Below are 18,287 nucleotides of genomic sequence, written 5' to 3' on the forward strand. Positions count from 1 at the left end.
CGCAGCGCCATGGATCTCATCACTTCGACGCGCATGTACGACGTGGCGCCCGCGGCGCGGGCTGCCTGGCATGCGCTGCTGCAGGCCGCGCACGCCAGCGCCGGACTGAAGGTGCGCTTCGTCGAGCACGGCTGGCCCACGCCCATCGGCGAACTCTGGGAACGGCCCGGCCTGTGCGGCGTCTTCATGTGCGGCTGGCCCTACGTCAACGCGCTGCAGGCGGGCCGGGCCTTTGCGGCGGTCGCTGCGGTGGTGCCGGACTGGCCGGCCTACGAAGGCCTGCCGCGCTATCGCAGCGAATTCCTGGTGCGCGCCGACTGCGGTTGGTCCTCGCTGGCTGATGCGGCCGGCAGCCGCTATGGCTGGATGGTGCGTGACTCCCAATCGGGCTGGAATGCGCCGCGCGCGGCGCTGGCCAGGCTGGCCGCGGCTGGCGGCTCACTGTTCGCAGCGTCCAAGGGGCCTTATGGCAACCCGCGGGGCCTGCTGCGCGCCCTGGCCGACGGCGAGATCGACCTGACCGCGGCCGACAGTTGGTACCTGGATCTGCTGCGCGCGCACGATCCGGCCGCGCTGGCCGGACTGCGCACGCTGGCGTACACGCCATGGACGCCGAATCCCCTCCTGGTGTCCGGACCCGACGTGGCCCCGGCCGCCACGCAGGCCCTGTCGGATGCCCTGCTTGCCATGCACGAAAATCCGGCGCACCAGCCGCTATTGCGCGCGGCGCATGTCGCGCGCTTCGCCCGCCCGGATCCGGCCGCCTACTCTGTCCTGGGCGACATGGCGCACGCCGCCGTGACGGCAGGCTATCCCGAGATACGCTGAAACCGGCGCAGGCCCCGCCTTTCCAGGCGGGGCGGACTGCCTCTTTCCCCTGGCGCGGCGGCGCTTTAAAGAATTATTAAAACCCCGTGCCGACAATGCCCTCCTGCGACGGCTGGCCTTCCCTGGGCCGCCGGCAACACGCACATCAAGCAATGGAACATGGCGCTGATCCGTCCGGACCGCGCGGGAGATGCACTCATGAAACGCCTGCAAGGCATGGAATTGTTCGCCGAAGTGGCGAAGGCGCATAGCTTCAGCCGGGCCGCCGCGACGCTCGGCATGCCCACCTCCACGGTGTCGCGCCACGTGGCCGAACTGGAACGCTCGGTGGGCCTGCGGCTGCTCAGCCGCAACACGCGCCGCGTGGAGCTGACCGATGCCGGGCGGCTGTACTTCGAACGCTGCCGCCGCATCGTGGCCGAAGCCGAGATCGCCCACGAGGAACTGCGCGAGCAACTGGAACTTCCCAGCGGGCCGCTGCGCGTCCAACTGCCCGCGGCGTATGCGCTGGACGCCTTGATGCCCGCCCTGGTGGCATTCGGCAGCCGCTACCCGGATATCCGGCTCCAGATGAGCGTGGCCGGACCCGAGTTCGCCGAGCACCCGCCCGAGATCGGCGACGTCTCGATCCGCCTGGGCGAACTGCCCGACTCGTCGCTGGTGGCGCGCCGCCTGGGCGTGGTCCATGCCGGCCTGTACGCCTCGCCCGCCTACCTGGCCGCCCGCGGCATGCCTGCCAGCCCCGCGGACCTGGCGCGCCATGACTGCATCGGCCTGCGCGCCGGCGGCGGGCAGCCCGCGCCCTGGCCGCTACAGCGCGGCCGCGAGCAGTTGCTGGTTCCGGTGGAGCACCGCTACGGCGCCAACGACGCCTGCATGGCCAGGCAGCTTGCCGTGTTGGGCGCCGGCATCGCGGCGCTGGGCGGCGACGAAAGCGGCCGGCTGCGCTCGGGCGAGCTGGCGCGCGTGCTGCCGGCCTGGAGCCTGGGGCCGATCGAGGTCCACGCCGTGACCGAAACCCGTTTGCTGCCCGCCCGGACCCGGTACCTCATCGATTTTCTGGCGGACTACCTGGACAATCCGGCGCATGGCCTGGCGCCAGAACTCCGGATTCGCCGGGTGGCATAACCCCGTCACAATATTGCATCGGCAGATGATGCGACCCTCTTTTTTCGGGCGGCACGCCCTTGCCGCCCTTCCCCCGCCCCTGGCGCCGCCCTCCACCGTGTAAACTCCCCCCTTTTTGACTCTGGTGGTATGTTGCAGGCCCCACAGCGCACAGGTTTAAGCGGCCCGACGCTCATTCGCTTGCTGACTCGCCTGACGGATGTCGATGTTCCGCAATCCAGGCAATCGCTCTCGGACCATCTGAGCCAATGGCTCGGCTGGACGGACGCGATCGCGCTCTCCGCGGCGCTGAACACCAGCCCGCCGGTGATCGCCCCCGGCGCCCGCATGTTCAGCAGCGCCGAAGAGCGCGAGTGCGAACGCGTGCGGACCACGCTGGCCGACGCCATCGCCAGCGACACCGCGGCCACGGCCGCCAAGCGGCGCACGCCGGGACAAGCGCCCGCGCCCGCCAAGCAACTGGCGGCGCTGGCCGAGGCTGACGCCGATTACGCGAATTTTCGCCAGCGCTATCTGTCGTTGCAGCACACGATGGAAACCGCCGTGGGCAATTTGCGCAGCCGGCTGCGCGGCATGGTCGCAGCCAAGAACGGCGAAATGACGCGACTGGCGGTGGTCGACGCCATCATGGACCGCGCCCTGCTGCCCAAGGAACGCGCGCTGTTCGGCGCGATTCCGAAATTGCTGCAAGGCCATTTCGAGCGCCTGCGCGACGCGGAGGCCGCGGCCCTGGCCGAGGCTGCCGCATTGGCGCAAGCGCAAGGCGAGACCGAAGCCGAGGCGCAAGGCGATGCCGCGGTCGAGACGGGCGCGGCGCCCGCTCCGGCGACGGCATCGATAACGCCGGGCGCCTGGCTGGACACGTTCCGCAAAGACATGCGCAGCGTGCTGCTTGCCGAATTGGATGTTCGTTTACAACCGGTCGAAGGGCTGCTTGCCACCCTTCGCGCCAGCTAACCGGGACACTATGTCCAAATATCTGACTAATCTCGTAGTTTTCTTGGCGGGTCTGGCCGTCGTGGGCTGGATCGGCGTGGGCTATGCGGGCACCAACCCGCTGGCGCTGGCCGTGACCTTGCTGATAGCCGTCTGTTACCTGGCCGGCGCGCTGGAACTGCTGCGCTACCAGCAGGCGACATCCTCGTTGACGCGCGCGCTCTCGGGCCTGTCCGAAGCGCCCGGCAATCTGGGATCCTGGCTGGACCAGTTGCCGCCGGGCCTGCGCAACGCCGCGCGGCTGCGCATCGAAGGCGAGCGCGCGGGCCTGCCCGGACCGGCGCTGACGCCGTACCTGGTCGGCCTGCTGGTGCTACTCGGCATGCTGGGCACTTTCCTGGGCATGGTCGTGACCCTGCGCGGCACTGGCCTGGCGCTGGAAAGCGCCACCGATCTGGCCGCCATCCGCGCCTCGCTCGCCGCGCCGGTCAAGGGCCTGGGCTTTGCCTTCGGCACCTCGATCGCCGGCGTGGCCAGCTCCGCCATGCTGGGCCTGCTGGCAGCCCTGTGCCGCCGCGAACGCGTGCGCGCCGCGCAACTGCTGGACAGCAAGGCCGCGACCACGCTGCGCGTGTACTCGCAGGGCTATCAGCGCGAGGAATCCTTCAAGCTGCTGCAACGCCAGGCTGAAGTCATGCAGCGCCAGGCGGAAGCCATGCCTACCCTGGTGGACAAGCTGCAAGCCATGATGAGCGACATGGCCCGCCAGAACCAGGCCCTGAGCGACCGCCACATGGCCAGCCAGGACGCGTTCCAGGACAAGGCCGAGGCGGCCTATTCGCGCCTGGCCGCCGTCATGGAACAGTCCATGAAGGAAAGCGTGTCGCAAAGCGCGCGCTCGGCCGGCGCCGCCCTGCAACCCGTGGTGGAAGCGACGATGGCCAGCCTGTCGCGCGAAACCGCTTCCCTGCAGGACACCGTGACGCAAGCCGTGCAGCGCCAACTGGAAGGACTGACCTCGGGCTTCCAGGCCACCACCAGCAATGTCGCCGGCATCTGGAACCAGGCCCTGGCCGGCCAGCAGCGCGCCAGCGAGGCCCTGTCCCAGGACCTGCGCGCCTCGCTCGACCACTTCGCCCAGACCTTCGAACAGCGCTCGGCCGCCCTGCTGGACAGCGTGTCCTCGCGCCTGGAGGAATCGTCGGGCAGCATGTCGCAAGCCTGGACCCAGGCGCTGTCGCGCCAGGAGCAGGCCAGCGAAAAGCTGGCGGGCGACAATCTGCAGGCCCTGACCGCGGCCGCAGCCAGCTTCGAGCAGCATTCGGCCTCGCTCTTGCGCACGCTGAACCAATCGCACACCTTGCTGCAGTCCGAGCTGGCCTCGCGCGACCAGCAGCGCCTGGCCGCCTGGACCGACACCCTGGGCGCCATGGGCGCCACGCTGCGCCAGGAATGGGAACAGTCCGGCGCGCAGGCCGCCGAACGCCAGGAAGCCATCAGCGCCACGCTGGCGCAGACCGTGCGCGACATCACCGCGCAGGCCGAAGTCCAGGCCCGGCTGCTGGAAGGCGTATCCGCCCGCATGGAAGCGGCCGCCAACGGCGTCTCGGAACAATGGGCCACCGCGCTGGCACGCCAGGAACGGGCTGGCGAAAAGCTGGCAGGCGACAACCGGGAGGCCCTGGCCGCCGCGGCCGCCACGTTCGAACAGCATTCCGCGGCCCTGCTGCAGACGCTGGACCAGTCGCACACGCAATTGCAGGCCGCGCTGGCCTCGCGCGACCAGGAACGCCTGGCCGCCTGGACCGGCACGCTCACCGCCATGGCCGCTACGCTGAGCCAGGAATGGCAGCAGGCTGGCGCCGACACCGTGGCCCGCCAACAGGCCGCCAGCGATACGCTGGCCCAGACCGCGCGTGACATCGCCGCCCAGACGCAGGCCCAGGCCGGTCTGCTGGAAACCGTATCGGCCCGCCTGGAAACGGCGGCAGGCAGCGTCACCCAGGCCTGGACCGAGGCGCAAGCCCGCCAGGAACAGGTCAACGCCAAGCTGGCTGGCGACAACCAGCAAGCGCTGGAAACCGCCGCCGCCACCTTCGAACAGCATTCCGCCGCGCTGATGCAAACGCTGGACCAGTCGCACGCCGAATTGCAGGCCGCACTGGCCTCGCGCGACCAGGAACGCCTGGCCGCCTGGACCGGCACACTGACCGCCATGGCCGCCAAGCTCGGCCAGGAATGGGAACAGGCCGGCACCCAGGCCGCCCTGCGCCAGCTGGAAGTCAACGACACCCTGGCCCAGACCGCGCGCGACATCACGGCCCAGACCCAGGCTCAGGCCGGCCTGCTGGAAAGCGTGTCGTCACGCCTGGAAACGGCGGCCACTGGCGTCACTCAGGCCTGGACCGAGGCGCAGGCACGCCAGGAGCAAGCCAACGCCAAGCTGGCCGGCGACACCCAGCAAGCGCTGGAGACCGCCGCCGCCACCTTCGAACAGCATTCCGCCGCGCTGCTGCAAACGCTGGACCAGTCGCACGCCGAATTGCAAACCGCGCTGGCCTCGCGCGACCAGGAACGCCTGGCCGCCTGGACCGGCACGCTCACCGCCATGGCCGCCAAGCTCGGCCAGGAATGGGAACAGGCCGGCACCCAGGCCGCCCTGCGCCAACTGGAAGTCAACGACACCCTGGCCCAGACCGCGCGCGACATCACGGCCCAGACCCAGGCTCAGGCTGGTCTGCTGGAAAGCGTGTCGGCCCGCCTGGAAACGGCGGCCACCGGCGTCACCCAGGCCTGGACCGAGGCGCAGGCACGCCAGGAGCAAGCCAACGCCAAGCTGGCCGGCGACAACCAGCAGGCGCTGGAAGCCGCCGCCGCGGCATTCGAACAACACTCCGCCGCCCTGCTGCAAACGCTGGAGCAATCGCAGACGGACCTGCAGAATGCGCTCGCCGCCGAGGACGAAGCGCGCCTGGAAGTCTGGACCGGCAAGCTCGGCACGATCGCCGACTCGCTGCGCACCGAATGGGAACAGACCAGTTCCTACACCGCCAACCAGCAGCAGCAGATCTGCGACACGCTGGCCATCACGGCGCAGGACATCAGCGCGCAGACCCAGGCCAGCGCCAACGACACCATCGCCGAGATCGGCCGCCTGGTGCAGGCCGCCTCTGAAGCGCCGCGCGCCGCCGCCGAAGTCATCGGCGAACTGCGCCAGAAGCTCTCCGACAGCATGGAGCGCGACAACGACATGCTGGAAGAACGCAACCGCCTGCTGGAAACCCTGGGCACCCTGCTGGACGCCGTCAACCACACCGCCGCCGAGCAACGCACGGCCGTGGACGCGCTGGTATCTTCGTCGGCGGAGCTGCTGGACCGCGTCGGCACGCAGTTCACCGAACAGGCGCAGGCCGAAACCGGCAAGCTGGCCGAAGTGGCCGCACAGGTCGCCAGCGGGGCCGCCGAAGTGGCCAGCCTGGGCGAGTCCTTCGGTACTGCGGTGCAGCTCTTCGGCGAGTCCAACGACAAGCTGGTGGCGCACCTGCAACGCATCGAAGCGGCGCTGGACAAATCCATCGCGCGCGGCGACGAACAGCTCGCCTACTACGTGGCGCAGGCCCGTGAAGTGGTGGACCTGAGCATGGTGTCGCAGAAGCAGATCATCGAGAACCTGCAGCAGTTGGCCATTCAGCGCGCGACGGCCGGAGCGGAAGCGGCATGAGCGAGGACATCGACGGCGGCGTGGAGCCCACAGTCCCGGCCTGGGCCGTCTTCGGCGACCTGATGTCGGTGCTGCTGGGCGCATTCGTCCTGATCCTGGTGAGCGTCGTCGCCGTGCAGCTGCAGCTGTCCACCCAGCTGGAGGAAGAGGTCAAGCAGCGCCAGGTCGAAACCCAGCGCCGCGAAACGCTGGAGCAGGCGCTGGCGGGTCCGCTGGCCGCCGGCCGCGTGACCCTGATCGACGGCCGCATCGGCATCAGCGGCAGCGTCCTGTTCGCCCTGAACTCGGACCAACTGCAGCCCGAGGGCCGTGAAGTCCTGAAAAGCCTGATCGAACCCCTGTCTGCCTATCTGAAGTCGCACAACGAGATCCTGATGGTCAGCGGCTACACCGACGACCAGCAGGTGCGCGAAGGCAACCGGCGCTTCGCCGACAACTGGGACCTGTCGGCGCAGCGCGCCCTGACGGTGACGCGCGCGCTGATCGACGAGGGCGTGCCTTCGTCGGCCGTATTCGCCGCGGCCTTCGGTTCCGAACAGCCGGTGGCCTCCAACGCGGATGAGGACGGCCGGTCCAAGAACCGCCGGGTCGAAATCGCGCCCATCCCCAAGCCCTCCAGCGACGCCGGGACCTCGCATGGCCAGTGACGGCACCCGCGGCGAAATCATCGACGCCCGGGCCATGCTGGACGCCTGGCGCGAGGCCGGCGCCGACCGTGTGGATCCTGTCCGCTTCCAGTTCATGGACGCGCTGCAACGGCGCGCAGCCGCCCAGGGCGACGAAGCCCGCAGGCTGCTGGACGGCAAGCTGGCAACGCTGATCCAGGCCTACGAGGCCGAACTGGACGGCGCGCCCGCGGATGCGGCCGAAAACCTCCCCGCGCCCGCTGCCGCCCTCCCCGAACCCGGACCGTTGGCGGCGCTGACCGCGTACATCGCCGATCCCGGCACCGACGCGCGCGGCGCCACCGACCTTCGCGCCACCTATCCCGAACTGCAAACGCTGGAGTACTTCCGCGGCGTCTGGTCGCGGGTCAGCGCCGACCGCCAGGTGCGGCAGTCGCAGGAGCAGGTACACAAGAACGCCGGCCCGCTCAACTCCAATCAGCTGGTGCACCGCGCGCTGTCGCTGATGCGCGAAGTGTCGCCCGGCTATCTGCAGCAGTTCCTGTCGTACACCGACGCGCTGATGTGGATGGAGCAGGTGCACGCCGCCATCGCGCCCCCGCCCAAGGAGGCCGCGCCTCGCGCCGGCGCCAAGAAGACGGCGCGCGGCAAGGGCCGCTAGCCCCCTCCCGATTTGCGCCCTGCCGCCCATCGGCGGTAAGATACGATCCATATACAAACCATATATGGATCATTAACTCCATGGGCATCGTCAAGATCTCCGAGCAGATGCATGAGAACCTCCGCGTCGCCAGCGGCGCGCTCAGCCGCTCCATCAATTCCCAGGCCGAACACTGGATGCGCATCGGCATGCTGTCCGAGCTCTACCCCGAGCTGCGCCACGCCGACATCTGCCAGCTGCTGATCCGCATCGAACAGGCCGAGGGCTTCGCCATCGCCTCCTTGTCCCAAGGCTTGCCACAACCAGCCCAGCAGGAGGCCGCGTAAATGGCGAAGAAGGTTTCCATCAAGTCCGCCGCCGACATCGAAATGGCCCGCAAGGCCGGCGCCATGGCGGCGGAAGTGCTGCACATGATCGCCGAACACGTCCGCCCCGGCGTCACCACCGATGAGCTGGACCGCATCTGCCACGACTACATCGTCAACGTGCAGAAGGCGATACCCGCCAACGTCGGCTACCACGGCTTTCCCAAGACCATCTGCGCCTCGGCCAACCACGTAATCTGCCACGGCATTCCGTCGGCCAAGGTGTTGAAGAACGGCGACATCCTCAACATCGACGTGGCCGTTATCAAGGACGGCTGGTTCGGCGACACCAGCCGCATGTACTACGTGGGCCAGCCCAGCCCGCTGGCGCGGCGCCTGGTCAACACCACCTACGAAGCCATGCGCGCCGGCATCATGGCCGTCAAGCCCGGCGCGACGCTGGGCGATATCGGCCACGCCATTCAGACCGTGGCGCACCGCGAGCACTTCAGCATCGTGCGGGAATACTGCGGCCACGGCATCGGCCAGATCTATCACGACGATCCGCAAGTGCTGCACTACGGCCGCCCCGGCGAAGGCATGGTGCTGCAGCCCGGCATGATGTTCACCATCGAACCCATGATCAACGCCGGCAAGCCCCAGACCAAGCAACTGCCCGACGGCTGGACCGTAGTCACCAAGGACCGCTCGCTGTCGGCGCAATGGGAGCACATGGTGGTCGTGACCGAGACCGGCTATGAAGTGCTGACGCCTTGGCCGGACGGCTTCGGCGACTATCCGCCCATCCCCTGAGAAAGAGGCGAAGCGGCGCGCGCGCCTTGCCCATGGCAAGGAACGGAGTGCCGGAGGACAAGGGCACGATCATGATCGTGCCCTTGTCGTTTCCGCCGTCCGCGCCCCATGCCCGCCCTGCCCTCAGCGTTCCGCCGCCTGGCCGCCTCCAACCTGGCCGCCCAATTCTCCGAACAGATGGCGCTTGCGGCCGCCCCGCTGGTCGCGGTGCTGGCGCTGGGCGCCAGCGCTGCCGAGACGGGCTATCTGCAGACGGCCCAGACCCTGCCCTTCCTGCTGCTGTCCCTGCCCGCCGGCGTGCTGGCCGACCGGATGTCACGGCGCGCCCTGATGACCGCCGCCGAATGCGTGCGCGCCGCCAGCCTGCTGGGCCTGCTGGCGCTGCTGGCCACGGGCGGACTTAATCTGGGCTGGCTGGCCGCGCTGGGTTTCCTGGGCCCGGTGGGCACGGTCGCCTACAACGTGGCCGCGCCGGCGCTGGTGCCGCGGCTGGTCCCGCCCGCCGGACTTGCCAGCGCCAACCGCTGGCTGGAACTGGCCCGCAGTACCGCTTTTTCCGCAGGGCCAGCCGCCGGCGGCGCGCTGGTCGGGTGGATGGGCGCGCCCTCGGCGTATGTGCTGGCCACCGTGCTGTCGCTGCTGGCGGCCCTGCTGCTGGCCGGCCTGCCCCACGACACTCCCGGCCCAGCGCCGCGCCGCCGCGTGCTGGAGGAACTGCGCGAGGGCGCGGCGTTCGTCCTCACGCATCCGCTGCTGCGCCCGGTGCTGGTGACCGCCGTATTCTTCAATACCGCCTGGTTCGTGCTGCAGGCCATCTACGTGGCCTACGCCATCGAACGGCTGGGCCTGTCGGCCACGGCCGTCGGCCTGACGCTGGGCGTGTATGGCGGCGGCATGGTGGCCGGCGCCTTGCTCGCGCCCTGGCTCGCACAGCGGCTGAGCTTCGGCGGCATGATCGCCGCCGGCCCTCTGGCCGCGCTGATCGCAAGCGCCATCCTGCTCTCCACGCTGGCGTTTCCGTCCGGCGCGTGGGCGGCAGCGGGCTTCTTCCTGTTCGGTGCGGGTCCCATCCTCTGGACCATCACCACCACCACGCTGCGCCAGGCAATCACCCCCAACGCCCTGCTGGGCCGCGTGTCCGCCGTCATCCTGACCGCCACCTTCGGCGCCCGCCCGGTCGGCGCGCTGATCGGCGCCGCGCTTGCCGCCCGCGCCGGCGTCGAAGCCTGCCTGTGGGTATCGACCGCCGGCTTTGCCGTGCAATTCGTGGTGCTGTATACCTCGCCGGTGCTGCGCCTGCGCACCCAGCCCGAAGCCGGCGCCTATTGAACGCTGTTGCGCACGCAAAACCGGCAATCTGTATCTGTGCGCGCCCGCCGCCGCCCGCTAGACTGCCCCGGTCAGTCAACACGGCGGCGGCAAGATGCTGAAGATCCTGGGTAAAGCCTCATCCATCAACGTGCGCAAGGTGCTCTGGGCCTGCGCCGAACTGGACCTGCCTTTCGAGCGTGAAGATTGGGGCTCCGGGTTCCAACCCACCAGCGAGCCCGCCTTCCTGGCGCTGAATCCGAACGCGATGGTGCCCGTCATCCAGGACGGCGACTTCGTGCTGTGGGAGTCCAACAGCATCATCCGCTACCTGGCCGCGCAATACGGCGGGCTGGACCTGTACCCCGCCGAACCCAGGCTGCGCGCCCGCGTCGACCAATGGATGGACTGGCAGGCCACCGACCTGAATCGTTCCTGGAGCTACGCCTTCATGGCCCTGGTGCGCGAATCTCCCGCCCACCGCGACCGCGCCGCGATCGAAGCGTCCTGCCGCGAATGGGCGAGCTTCATGGCGATACTGGACCGGCGCCTGGAACAGGCCGGCGGCTACGTCGCCGGCCCCGCGTTCTCGCTGGCCGACATACCGGTCGGCCTGTCGGTGAACCGCTGGTTCAGCACGCCCTTCGACAAGCCGCGATTGCCGGCCGTCGCCGCGTACTACGACCGCCTCGCCGAACGCGCAGGCTACCGTCTGTACGGCCGCAACGGCACGGCCTGACCGCCCAAGCGGCTACTTCACCACCCCGCAAACCAGCCGGCCGCCCCCGCCGCCCAGCGGCGCCGGCGTATCGCTGTAGTTGTCGCCGCCCACGTGCACCATCACCGCGCGGCCCTTCACATCGGCCAGCTTCAGATGCGGCGCCACCACCGCCTTCGTCGCCGTGCCGTCGGCAGCGACCACGATGAACGGCAGATCGCCCTGATGCCCGTCAGTCGCCATCGGCCCCTTGTGCGCCTTGGTGCCCTTGGGATCGAAATGCCCGCCCGCCGCGCCGCCAGCCGCCATCTGGTTGTTCACCATGCCAGGCTCGCACGAACCCTTCTCATGCACATGGAAGCCGTGCTCGCCAGGCGGCAGGCCCTTCAGATGCGGCGTAAGCTGCAGCCCGCCTTTGGTGTCCTTGAGCGTGATCGTGCCAGCGCTCTTGCCCACGCCGTCCACGCTCAGGAACGACATCGACACGTCTTCCGCCAGCGCCGCGCCAGACGCGCCTGCGAACGCAAGCGCCGCGACCAGCATCGAGATTTTCTTCATGGGGTGCCTCCAAGATACGCGCCCGCAGCCCGCGGACGCCCGGTGGTGCATGGACGGCCCGTGCCGGCCATGCCGGAAAAAACAATAGCATTTGGGTCAGGCCGTCTGCCAGCAATCTTCGTTCCTGATACAAACGCAGATCTTGCAAAAAAAGAGCCATCCCGCCACATTCGCGCGAGCGCGCAAACCCCCGACGACACGCCCAACGTACGTCAATTGCGGCCGCCCGGGCGGCCGCAATTGACGGGCATCGCAAGACTCGAAACCGAACCCCGCTCTAGCGGCGCATCAAATCTGTACGCACGTAGCCCGTCGGCGCGGGCGCCTGGGTGGCGAGCAACCTCGATGCGCCCGAGGGAATCTGAAGGGAAGGCCGCAGGCCTGGACGAAGATGACGACGGGGCAGTCCGGAGCGAAGGCTCCGGACCGCAATCGTGGGCGCTCGCCACCCAGGCGCCCGCGCCGACGGGCGGCCTACGAAGCGCAGGAAACAGCAGTCAAATCCCGGGCAACCGCATCACCCTCGAACCAGCAACACCACAGCATGCAGCGCCACCCCTATCAACCCGCCCACCAAGGTGCCATTGAACCGTATGTACTGCAGATCCTTCCCCACGCTAAGTTCCAGCTCATCCACCAGATGCCGTTCATCCCAATTCTTCACCGTGCGGGAAATGTGCTCCGTGACCCCGCTACGCAAGCGCCCCGTCAACCTCCGCGCCCCGCCCAGCACGTGATTGTTGATCGCCTCCCGCAACCCCGGATCCTCCCCCAGCTTGCGCCCCAAGGCCAGCAATGCGCTCTCCAGATGCCGCGCCAGCGCCGAATCCTCCGATGACAGATCGCGCCTCAGCGCTGCATGGATATCGTCCCACAGCCCCTGCACGTACTCCTGCACCTTCGGATGATCGATCGCCCGCTGCTTCAGCGCCTCCACCTGCGCCGACAAGGCCGGATCATCCTTCAGCCGCCGGATGTAATCCTGCACCCAGGCTTCATAATCCCGCCGCACCGGATGCCCAGGCTCGGACAGCACGTCCCGCAGTTCCTCCACCAGCGCCCGCGCCAGCCGGTCCGCCAGATTGTCGGCAATTCCGTCCACCGACTTCACCACGTCCACCGCCGCAATGATGCGCGGCCATTCCTTCTTCGCGAACTTCACCAGCAGGCTCGAGGCCCGCGCCTTCACGTCCTCATCGCCCAGATAGCCGCCCAGCCGCTCCAGCGCCGCGTCCAGCAGCTCCTGATGCCGCCCGTCACGCGTCAACAAGCCCAGCACCTCGCCCGCCGTATCCGCCGCGTCCCAGCGCCGCAGGTTCTTCACCACGAACTCCTGGATCACCCCGCGCACCGCCCGGTCGTCCAGCAGGTCCAGCGTCTGCAAGGCCACATTGCGCGCCCCCTCGCTCAAGGCCCGCGCCTGCCGCGGGCGCCCCAGCCAGCGCGCCAGGCGCGCCGCGGGATCGAACACCCGCAGCTTCTCCATCAGCGTGTCCGGATCCAGGAAATGGTCGCGCACGAACACCGCCAGGTTGTCCCCGATGCGGTCCTTGTTGCTGGGAATGATGGCCGTATGCGGAATCGGCAGCCCCATCGGCCGGCGGAACAGCGCCACCACCGCGAACCAGTCGGCCAGCGCGCCCACCGTGGCCGCCTCGCAGAACGCCCGCACCCAGGCCCAGGCGCCCTGCCCGCCCATGACGTGACTGGTGATGAAACCGCAGACCATCGCCACCAACAGCGCCAGCGCGGCGATCTTCATGCGCCGCAACTGCGTGCGGCGCGCTTCGGAAGCCAGCGCGGAATGCGTGGCGGCGGAACGGGGCATCTCTGTCATGGGGTCTCCGGAAACGACAGACCCAGCATAACAATTACGGCCCGCAGCGGCGTCAGCCCAGCGGCGGCAGCATGTTGAACAGCAGCACCATGATGAGCCCGACCACCGACACGATGGACTGCACCACCGAAATCGTCTTGGTCGCTTCGCCCATGGTCATGCCGAAGGACTCCTTCACCATCCAGAACCCTGCGTGATTGGCGTAGTTGAAGAACAGCGAGCCGCAGCCGATGGCCAGCGCCAGGAGCGGCAGGTTCAGGCTGGGATCGGCGCCCGCCAGCGGCGCCAGCAGGCCCGCCGCGCCCACGATACCGACCGTGGCCGATCCGGTGGACACCGACAGCAGCATGGCGATCAGCCAGCCCAGCACCAGCGGCGGCAAGGAAAACTGATGGGTCAGCTGCACGATGGCATCGCCCACCTTGGCGCTGGTCAGCACCTGCTGGAACGCGCCGCCGCCCGCGATGATGAGCATGATGCCGGCGATGGGCTTGAGGCTCTTGCCCATGGCGTCGCGCAGCTTTTCCGCGTCGCCGCCGCGCATCAGCACCAGGGTGAAGGCGGCGAACAGCACGCCCAGCAGCATCGCGACCATCGGGTCGCCCAGGAACGCCGCCACGTGCATGGCGCGCGAGTCCTTGGGCAGCAGCATCTCCGCGCCCGCGTGCACCAGCATCAGCAAGGCGGGCAGCAAGGCCGCCAGCACCCCCAGGCCTACGCTGGGCGCATTGCGGCCGGCAGCCTCCTGGCGGGTGGTGGTGAACTGTTCCAGCAGCGCCTCGTCCGGACGCGTCGTCATGCGCGGCGAAATGAAAGCGCCGTACAAGGGGCCGCCGAAGACCATGGCCGGCAGCGCCGCGATGAAGCCGTAGATCATGGTCGGCCCCACCGTGGTCTTGAGCGTGGCGATGGCGGTCAGCGGACCCGGATGCGGCGGCACCATGCCGTGCATCGCCGCCAACGCCGAGATCACCGGCACGCCCACGTACACGTAGGCCGAGCCCTTGAATCGCTGCTGGCTTTCCAGCTTGCGCGCCACGCTGAAGATCAGCGGCAGCATCACCACCAGGCCGACCTCGAAGAACATCGGTATGCCGATGACGAAGGCCACCAGGGTCATGGCCCAGGGAATCATGCGCGGCGAGGTATGGCTGAGGATGGCATTGGCCAGGCGTTCGGTCGTGCCCGAGTCGGCCAGGATCTTGCCCAGCATCGCCCCCAGCGCGATCACCACGCCCACCGCGCCCAGCGTCTTGCCGGCGCCATTGCTCAGGTTCTTGACGATGGCCACGGGCTCCATGCCGGTGGCGAACCCCACGCCGATGGAGACGATCAATAGCGCCAGCAGCGGATGCATGCGGATGCGCGAAACGATCAGCGCAACCAGCACCAGCACGCTAGCCAGCGCGGTAAGAAGCAATTGGACGTCGGAAGAGGACATGGACGGGCCTGGAAAAAATGGGCGCGGCCCTGCGGCCGTTTGCCGTAAAGAACAGGAATTTTATGCCTGCCAAGCTGAACGCCCAGTCAGGAAAACCACGCCGCCCGGCCCTCTACACCCAAGCGGGCCGGGCCCGCTACCCCACCGCCTCCAGCAACCCCGGCCTGCCTTCGTGCGCAGCCTGGGCGCGCTCCAGGATGAATTCGATGATCATCGAGATCGCCCGCGGGTGGTGGCGATTGGGCATGTACAGCATGTACATGCCGCGCCCGAAGATGCTGAGCCGCCATTGCGGCAACGCGGCCACCAGTTCGCCGCGCGCAATGTCGTCGTGCACCACGTAGTCCGGCACCACGCCCACGCCCAGCCCGGCCAGGATTGCATCGCGCAGGAACGCGTAGTTGCGCGAGATCACCGTCGGCTCCATCACCACGTGCTGCCGCGGCTGGCCGCCGTAGTAGGCCGAAAGCCGCAAAGGCCGGCCGATGACCGCCGCGCTGATGATGGGCGTGCGCGACAGCTCTTCCGGATGCTGCGGCAGGCCCCGGGCGGCGGCATAGTCCCGCGAGGCGCAGGCCACGTAGCGGACCTGGCCCAGCTCGCGCGCCACCAGGTTCTGCGGCGGCTCGGACATGATGCGCACCGCGATATCGACCTCGTCGCGCAGCAGGTCATCCACGCTGTTCTCGAACAACACGTCCAGCACGATATCCGGATAGGTCCGCTTGAATTCCAGCAGCCAGGGCGTCATCACGAACTGCCCGTAGCCGCTGGGTACGCTCAGCCTGACCTTGCCCTGCGGCGTCTTGCCCAGGGTCTCGACGGATTCACGCGCCGCGGCGAGTTCGTCCTGGATGCTGCGGCCGTGGTGATACAGCTTCAGTCCGATTTCTGTCGGCTCCACATGCCTCGTTGTGCGCCGCACCAGCTGCATGCCTACCGAGCGTTCCAGCTGATTCAAGTGGTAGCTGACGTTAGCGCGCGTCATCTTCAGGCGGCGCGCGGCCTCGCTGAGGTTGCCCGCGTCCAGGATTTCCACCAGCAACGTCAGGGATTTGGTGTCCATTCCGGGCCTCCACGCCGCAGCAAGTCACCTCCACATTGTCAAATTTTTTTGACTTCAATGTCAATTATCGATGCCATTGTCAAGACTTCTTTACTGCGAAAGAATGAGGCCATAAAAGACGGGCCGTTCCTGGTCCGCCCGGCCCTAGCCCTCGCCCCCAGCGGCGCTCCGGCGGCAGGCCTCATCGGAGACACTGTCCATGACAGACAGCGCAAGCACCGGCGCGGCCAACGCGCGCCGCTATGACGACATTCTTGTCGTCACCATCGACCATCCCCCCGTCAATGCCCTGAGCGCCGCCGTGCGCGGCGATCTGGCCGCGGCCGTGCGCGACGCCCAGGCCGATCCGCAGGTCCGCGCCATCCTGCTGATGGGCGCGGGCAAGAACTTCATCGCGGGCGCCGACATCCGCGAATTCGGCAAGCCGCCGCAGGCGCCCATCCTGCCCGACGTCTGCAACCAGATCGAAGCCAGCGCCAAGCTGGTGATTGCCGCGCTGCACGGCGCGGCGCTGGGCGGCGGATTGGAAGTGGCGCTGGCGGCGCACTACCGCGTCGCGCTCGCGGGCGCCAAGCTGGGCCTGCCCGAAGTGAACCTGGGCCTGCTGCCCGGCGCCGGCGGCACCCAGCGCGCGCCGCGCCTCATGGGCGCGCAGGCCGCGCTGGATTTGATGCTGACCGGCAAGCACCTCTCTGCCGGCGCCGCCCTGGAAGCCGGATTGGTGGACGCGCTCTCCAGCGAGACCGATCCGCTGGACGCGGGCCTGGCCTACACCCGGCAATTGCTGGCGATCGGCGCGGGTCCGCGCCGCACCCGCGACGCCGACGCGCTCGCCGACCGGACCGCCGCGCTGGCCCAGGTCGAGGCAGCGGCCGAACGCGTTGCCCGCACCACCCGTGGGCTGTATTCCCCCGGCAAGATCGTCGAAGCCGTACGCGCCGCCATCGAGCAGCCTTTCGAGGATGGCCTGCGCACCGAACGCGCGCTGTTCCTGCAATGCCTGGACAGCCCGCAGCGGGCGGGCCTGGTGCATGCCTTCTTCGCTGAACGCGACACGGCCAAGATGCCGGGCCAGCAAGCGGCCCGGCCGCGGCGCCTGGAGCGTATCGGCATCGTCGGCGGCGGCACCATGGGCGCGGGCATCGCCGTCTCGGCGCTGGACGCCGGCTTTCCCGTGACCATGGTCGAGCAGGACGATGCCGCGCTGGAACGCGGGCGTGGCCGCGTCGCGCAGGTCTACGAGCTGCTGGTCAAGAAAGGCCGGATCAGCGCCGACGAGCGCGACGCCCGCATGGCGCGCTACACCGGCTCGACCCGCTACGAGGCGCTGGACGACGCCGATCTCATCATCGAAGCCGTGTTCGAAGACATGGCGGTCAAGCAAGCCGTGTTCGCGCAGTTGGACCGCGTCGCCAAGCCCGGCGCGGTGCTGGCCACCAATACCTCGTACCTGGACGTCAACCTCATCGCCGCCGCCACGCGCGGGCCCGCCGACGTACTGGGCCTGCACTTCTTTTCGCCGGCCAACATCATGAAGCTGCTGGAAGTCGTGGTGGGCGAGCACACCGCGCCCGACACCGTGGCCACCGGCTTCGAACTGGCGCGGCGCCTGCGCAAGATCCCGGTGCGCGCGGGCGTGTGCGATGGCTTCATCGGCAACCGCATCCTGGCCGCGCACCGCCAGGCGGCGGACATGATGATGGAAGACGGCGCGTCGCCCTACGAGATCGACGCCGCCGTGCGCGACTTCGGTTATCCCATGGGTCCCTACCAGATGGCGGACCTGGCCGGCGGCGACATCGGCTGGGCCACACGCAAGCGCCGCGCGCCCACCCGCGACCCTGCGCTGCGCTACGTGCAGATTCCCGACCGGCTGTGCGAACGGGGCTGGTTCGGCCAGAAGACGGGCCGCGGCTTCTACCTGTATCCCGACGGCGCGCGCCAAGGCGAACAAGACCCCGAAGTCCTCGCCATCATCGATGCCGAACGCGCGCGCGCGGGCGTCACGCCGCGCGCCTACACGCAAGAAGACATCCAGCGCCGCTACCTGGCCGCCATGATCAACGAAGCGGCCAACGTGCTGCACCAAGGCATCGCGCAGCGCCCGTCCGACATCGACGTGGTGTTCCTGTCGGGCTACGGCTTTCCGCGTTATCGCGGCGGCCCCATGCACTACGCCGACAGCGTGGGACTGGACCGCGTGCTGGCCGATATCCGCGGCTATGCGCAGGAAGACCCCGCCTTCTGGAAACCTTCGCCGTTGCTCGTGCAGCTGGCCGAATCCGGCCGCAATTTCGCCAGCCTGAACCAGGCCGGCTGACCCGGACACTTTACAGGAACA

15 protein-coding genes are annotated in these 18,287 nt (G+C 68.6%); 11 read left to right on the plus strand and 4 right to left on the minus strand.

Features of this window, described 5'->3' with window-relative positions:
• The first annotated feature begins 9 nt into the window (after positions 1–9).
• The 10 genes from IB268_RS14210 (at position 10) to IB268_RS14255 (ending at position 11,065) form a co-directional block, all read left to right on the plus strand.
• On the plus strand, positions 10–828 hold the full coding sequence (locus tag IB268_RS14210; protein ID WP_192354409.1) for a phosphate/phosphite/phosphonate ABC transporter substrate-binding protein: 819 nt from the start codon (positions 10–12) through the stop codon (positions 826–828).
• Positions 829–1,026: 198 nt separating this feature from the next.
• Positions 1,027–1,956 carry a LysR family transcriptional regulator gene (locus IB268_RS14215; protein WP_192328168.1) on the plus strand — a complete coding sequence of 310 codons (930 nt, stop codon included), beginning with the start codon at positions 1,027–1,029 and terminating at the stop codon, positions 1,954–1,956.
• Positions 1,957–2,085: 129 nt separating this feature from the next.
• Positions 2,086–2,913: a DUF3348 domain-containing protein gene (locus IB268_RS14220; protein WP_119449397.1), complete on the plus strand. Its 828-nt coding sequence runs from the start codon at positions 2,086–2,088 to the stop codon at positions 2,911–2,913.
• Between the two features lie 10 nt (positions 2,914–2,923).
• On the plus strand, positions 2,924–6,613 hold the full coding sequence (locus IB268_RS14225) for a DUF802 domain-containing protein (RefSeq protein ID WP_192354410.1): 3,690 nt from the start codon (positions 2,924–2,926) through the stop codon (positions 6,611–6,613).
• The gene (locus IB268_RS14230; protein ID WP_054456414.1) at positions 6,610–7,260 is read left to right on the plus strand and encodes an OmpA family protein; all 651 of its coding nucleotides are present in this window, start codon (positions 6,610–6,612) and stop codon (positions 7,258–7,260) included. Before IB268_RS14225 ends, IB268_RS14230 begins: the two co-directional genes overlap by 4 nt.
• Positions 7,250–7,900: a DUF2894 domain-containing protein gene (locus IB268_RS14235; protein WP_192354411.1), complete on the plus strand. Its 651-nt coding sequence runs from the start codon at positions 7,250–7,252 to the stop codon at positions 7,898–7,900. The genes IB268_RS14230 and IB268_RS14235 overlap by 11 nt, the downstream gene beginning before the upstream one ends.
• Before the next feature lie 80 nt (positions 7,901–7,980).
• Positions 7,981–8,226, plus strand: a complete 246-nt coding sequence (locus IB268_RS14240) for a ParD-like family protein (protein WP_054456412.1) — start codon at positions 7,981–7,983, stop codon at positions 8,224–8,226.
• Positions 8,227–9,018, plus strand: a complete 792-nt coding sequence (gene map / locus IB268_RS14245; protein WP_054456411.1) for a type I methionyl aminopeptidase — start codon at positions 8,227–8,229, stop codon at positions 9,016–9,018.
• Between the two features lie 108 nt (positions 9,019–9,126).
• A complete protein-coding gene (locus IB268_RS14250) occupies positions 9,127–10,347 on the plus strand; it encodes an MFS transporter (protein ID WP_192354412.1) in 1,221 nt (406 codons plus the stop codon).
• Between the two features lie 94 nt (positions 10,348–10,441).
• Positions 10,442–11,065: a glutathione S-transferase family protein gene (locus IB268_RS14255; RefSeq protein ID WP_054456409.1), complete on the plus strand. Its 624-nt coding sequence runs from the start codon at positions 10,442–10,444 to the stop codon at positions 11,063–11,065.
• Between the two features lie 12 nt (positions 11,066–11,077).
• On the opposite strand, the gene sodC is transcribed toward IB268_RS14255, so the two are convergent.
• The 4 genes from sodC to IB268_RS14275 all read right to left on the minus strand — a co-directional run bounded on the left by sodC (position 11,078) and on the right by IB268_RS14275 (position 15,946).
• Positions 11,078–11,602, minus strand: coding sequence for a superoxide dismutase family protein (gene sodC, locus IB268_RS14260; protein ID WP_054456408.1), 525 nt, complete (start codon positions 11,600–11,602; stop codon positions 11,078–11,080).
• 517 nt (positions 11,603–12,119) lie between these two features.
• Positions 12,120–13,439: a DUF445 domain-containing protein gene (locus IB268_RS14265; protein WP_082401160.1), complete on the minus strand. Its 1,320-nt coding sequence runs from the start codon at positions 13,437–13,439 to the stop codon at positions 12,120–12,122.
• Positions 13,440–13,491: 52 nt separating this feature from the next.
• Positions 13,492–14,880 (minus strand): GntP family permease, encoded by a 1,389-nt coding sequence (locus IB268_RS14270; protein ID WP_054456407.1) that lies wholly within the window; start codon positions 14,878–14,880, stop codon positions 13,492–13,494.
• A 136-nt stretch (positions 14,881–15,016) separates the two neighbouring features.
• Positions 15,017–15,946, minus strand: coding sequence for a LysR family transcriptional regulator (locus IB268_RS14275; protein ID WP_192354413.1), 930 nt, complete (start codon positions 15,944–15,946; stop codon positions 15,017–15,019).
• 199 nt (positions 15,947–16,145) lie between these two features.
• Here IB268_RS14275 and IB268_RS14280 point away from each other — a divergent pair, with 199 nt between their 5' ends.
• Positions 16,146–18,266 (plus strand): 3-hydroxyacyl-CoA dehydrogenase NAD-binding domain-containing protein, encoded by a 2,121-nt coding sequence (locus tag IB268_RS14280; RefSeq protein ID WP_192354414.1) that lies wholly within the window; start codon positions 16,146–16,148, stop codon positions 18,264–18,266.
• Positions 18,267–18,287 lie beyond the last annotated feature (21 nt).

Origin of the sequence: Achromobacter sp. ACM01, assembly GCF_014851745.1 — a bacterium.
GTDB lineage: Bacteria > Pseudomonadota > Gammaproteobacteria > Burkholderiales > Burkholderiaceae_B > Achromobacter > Achromobacter aegrifaciens.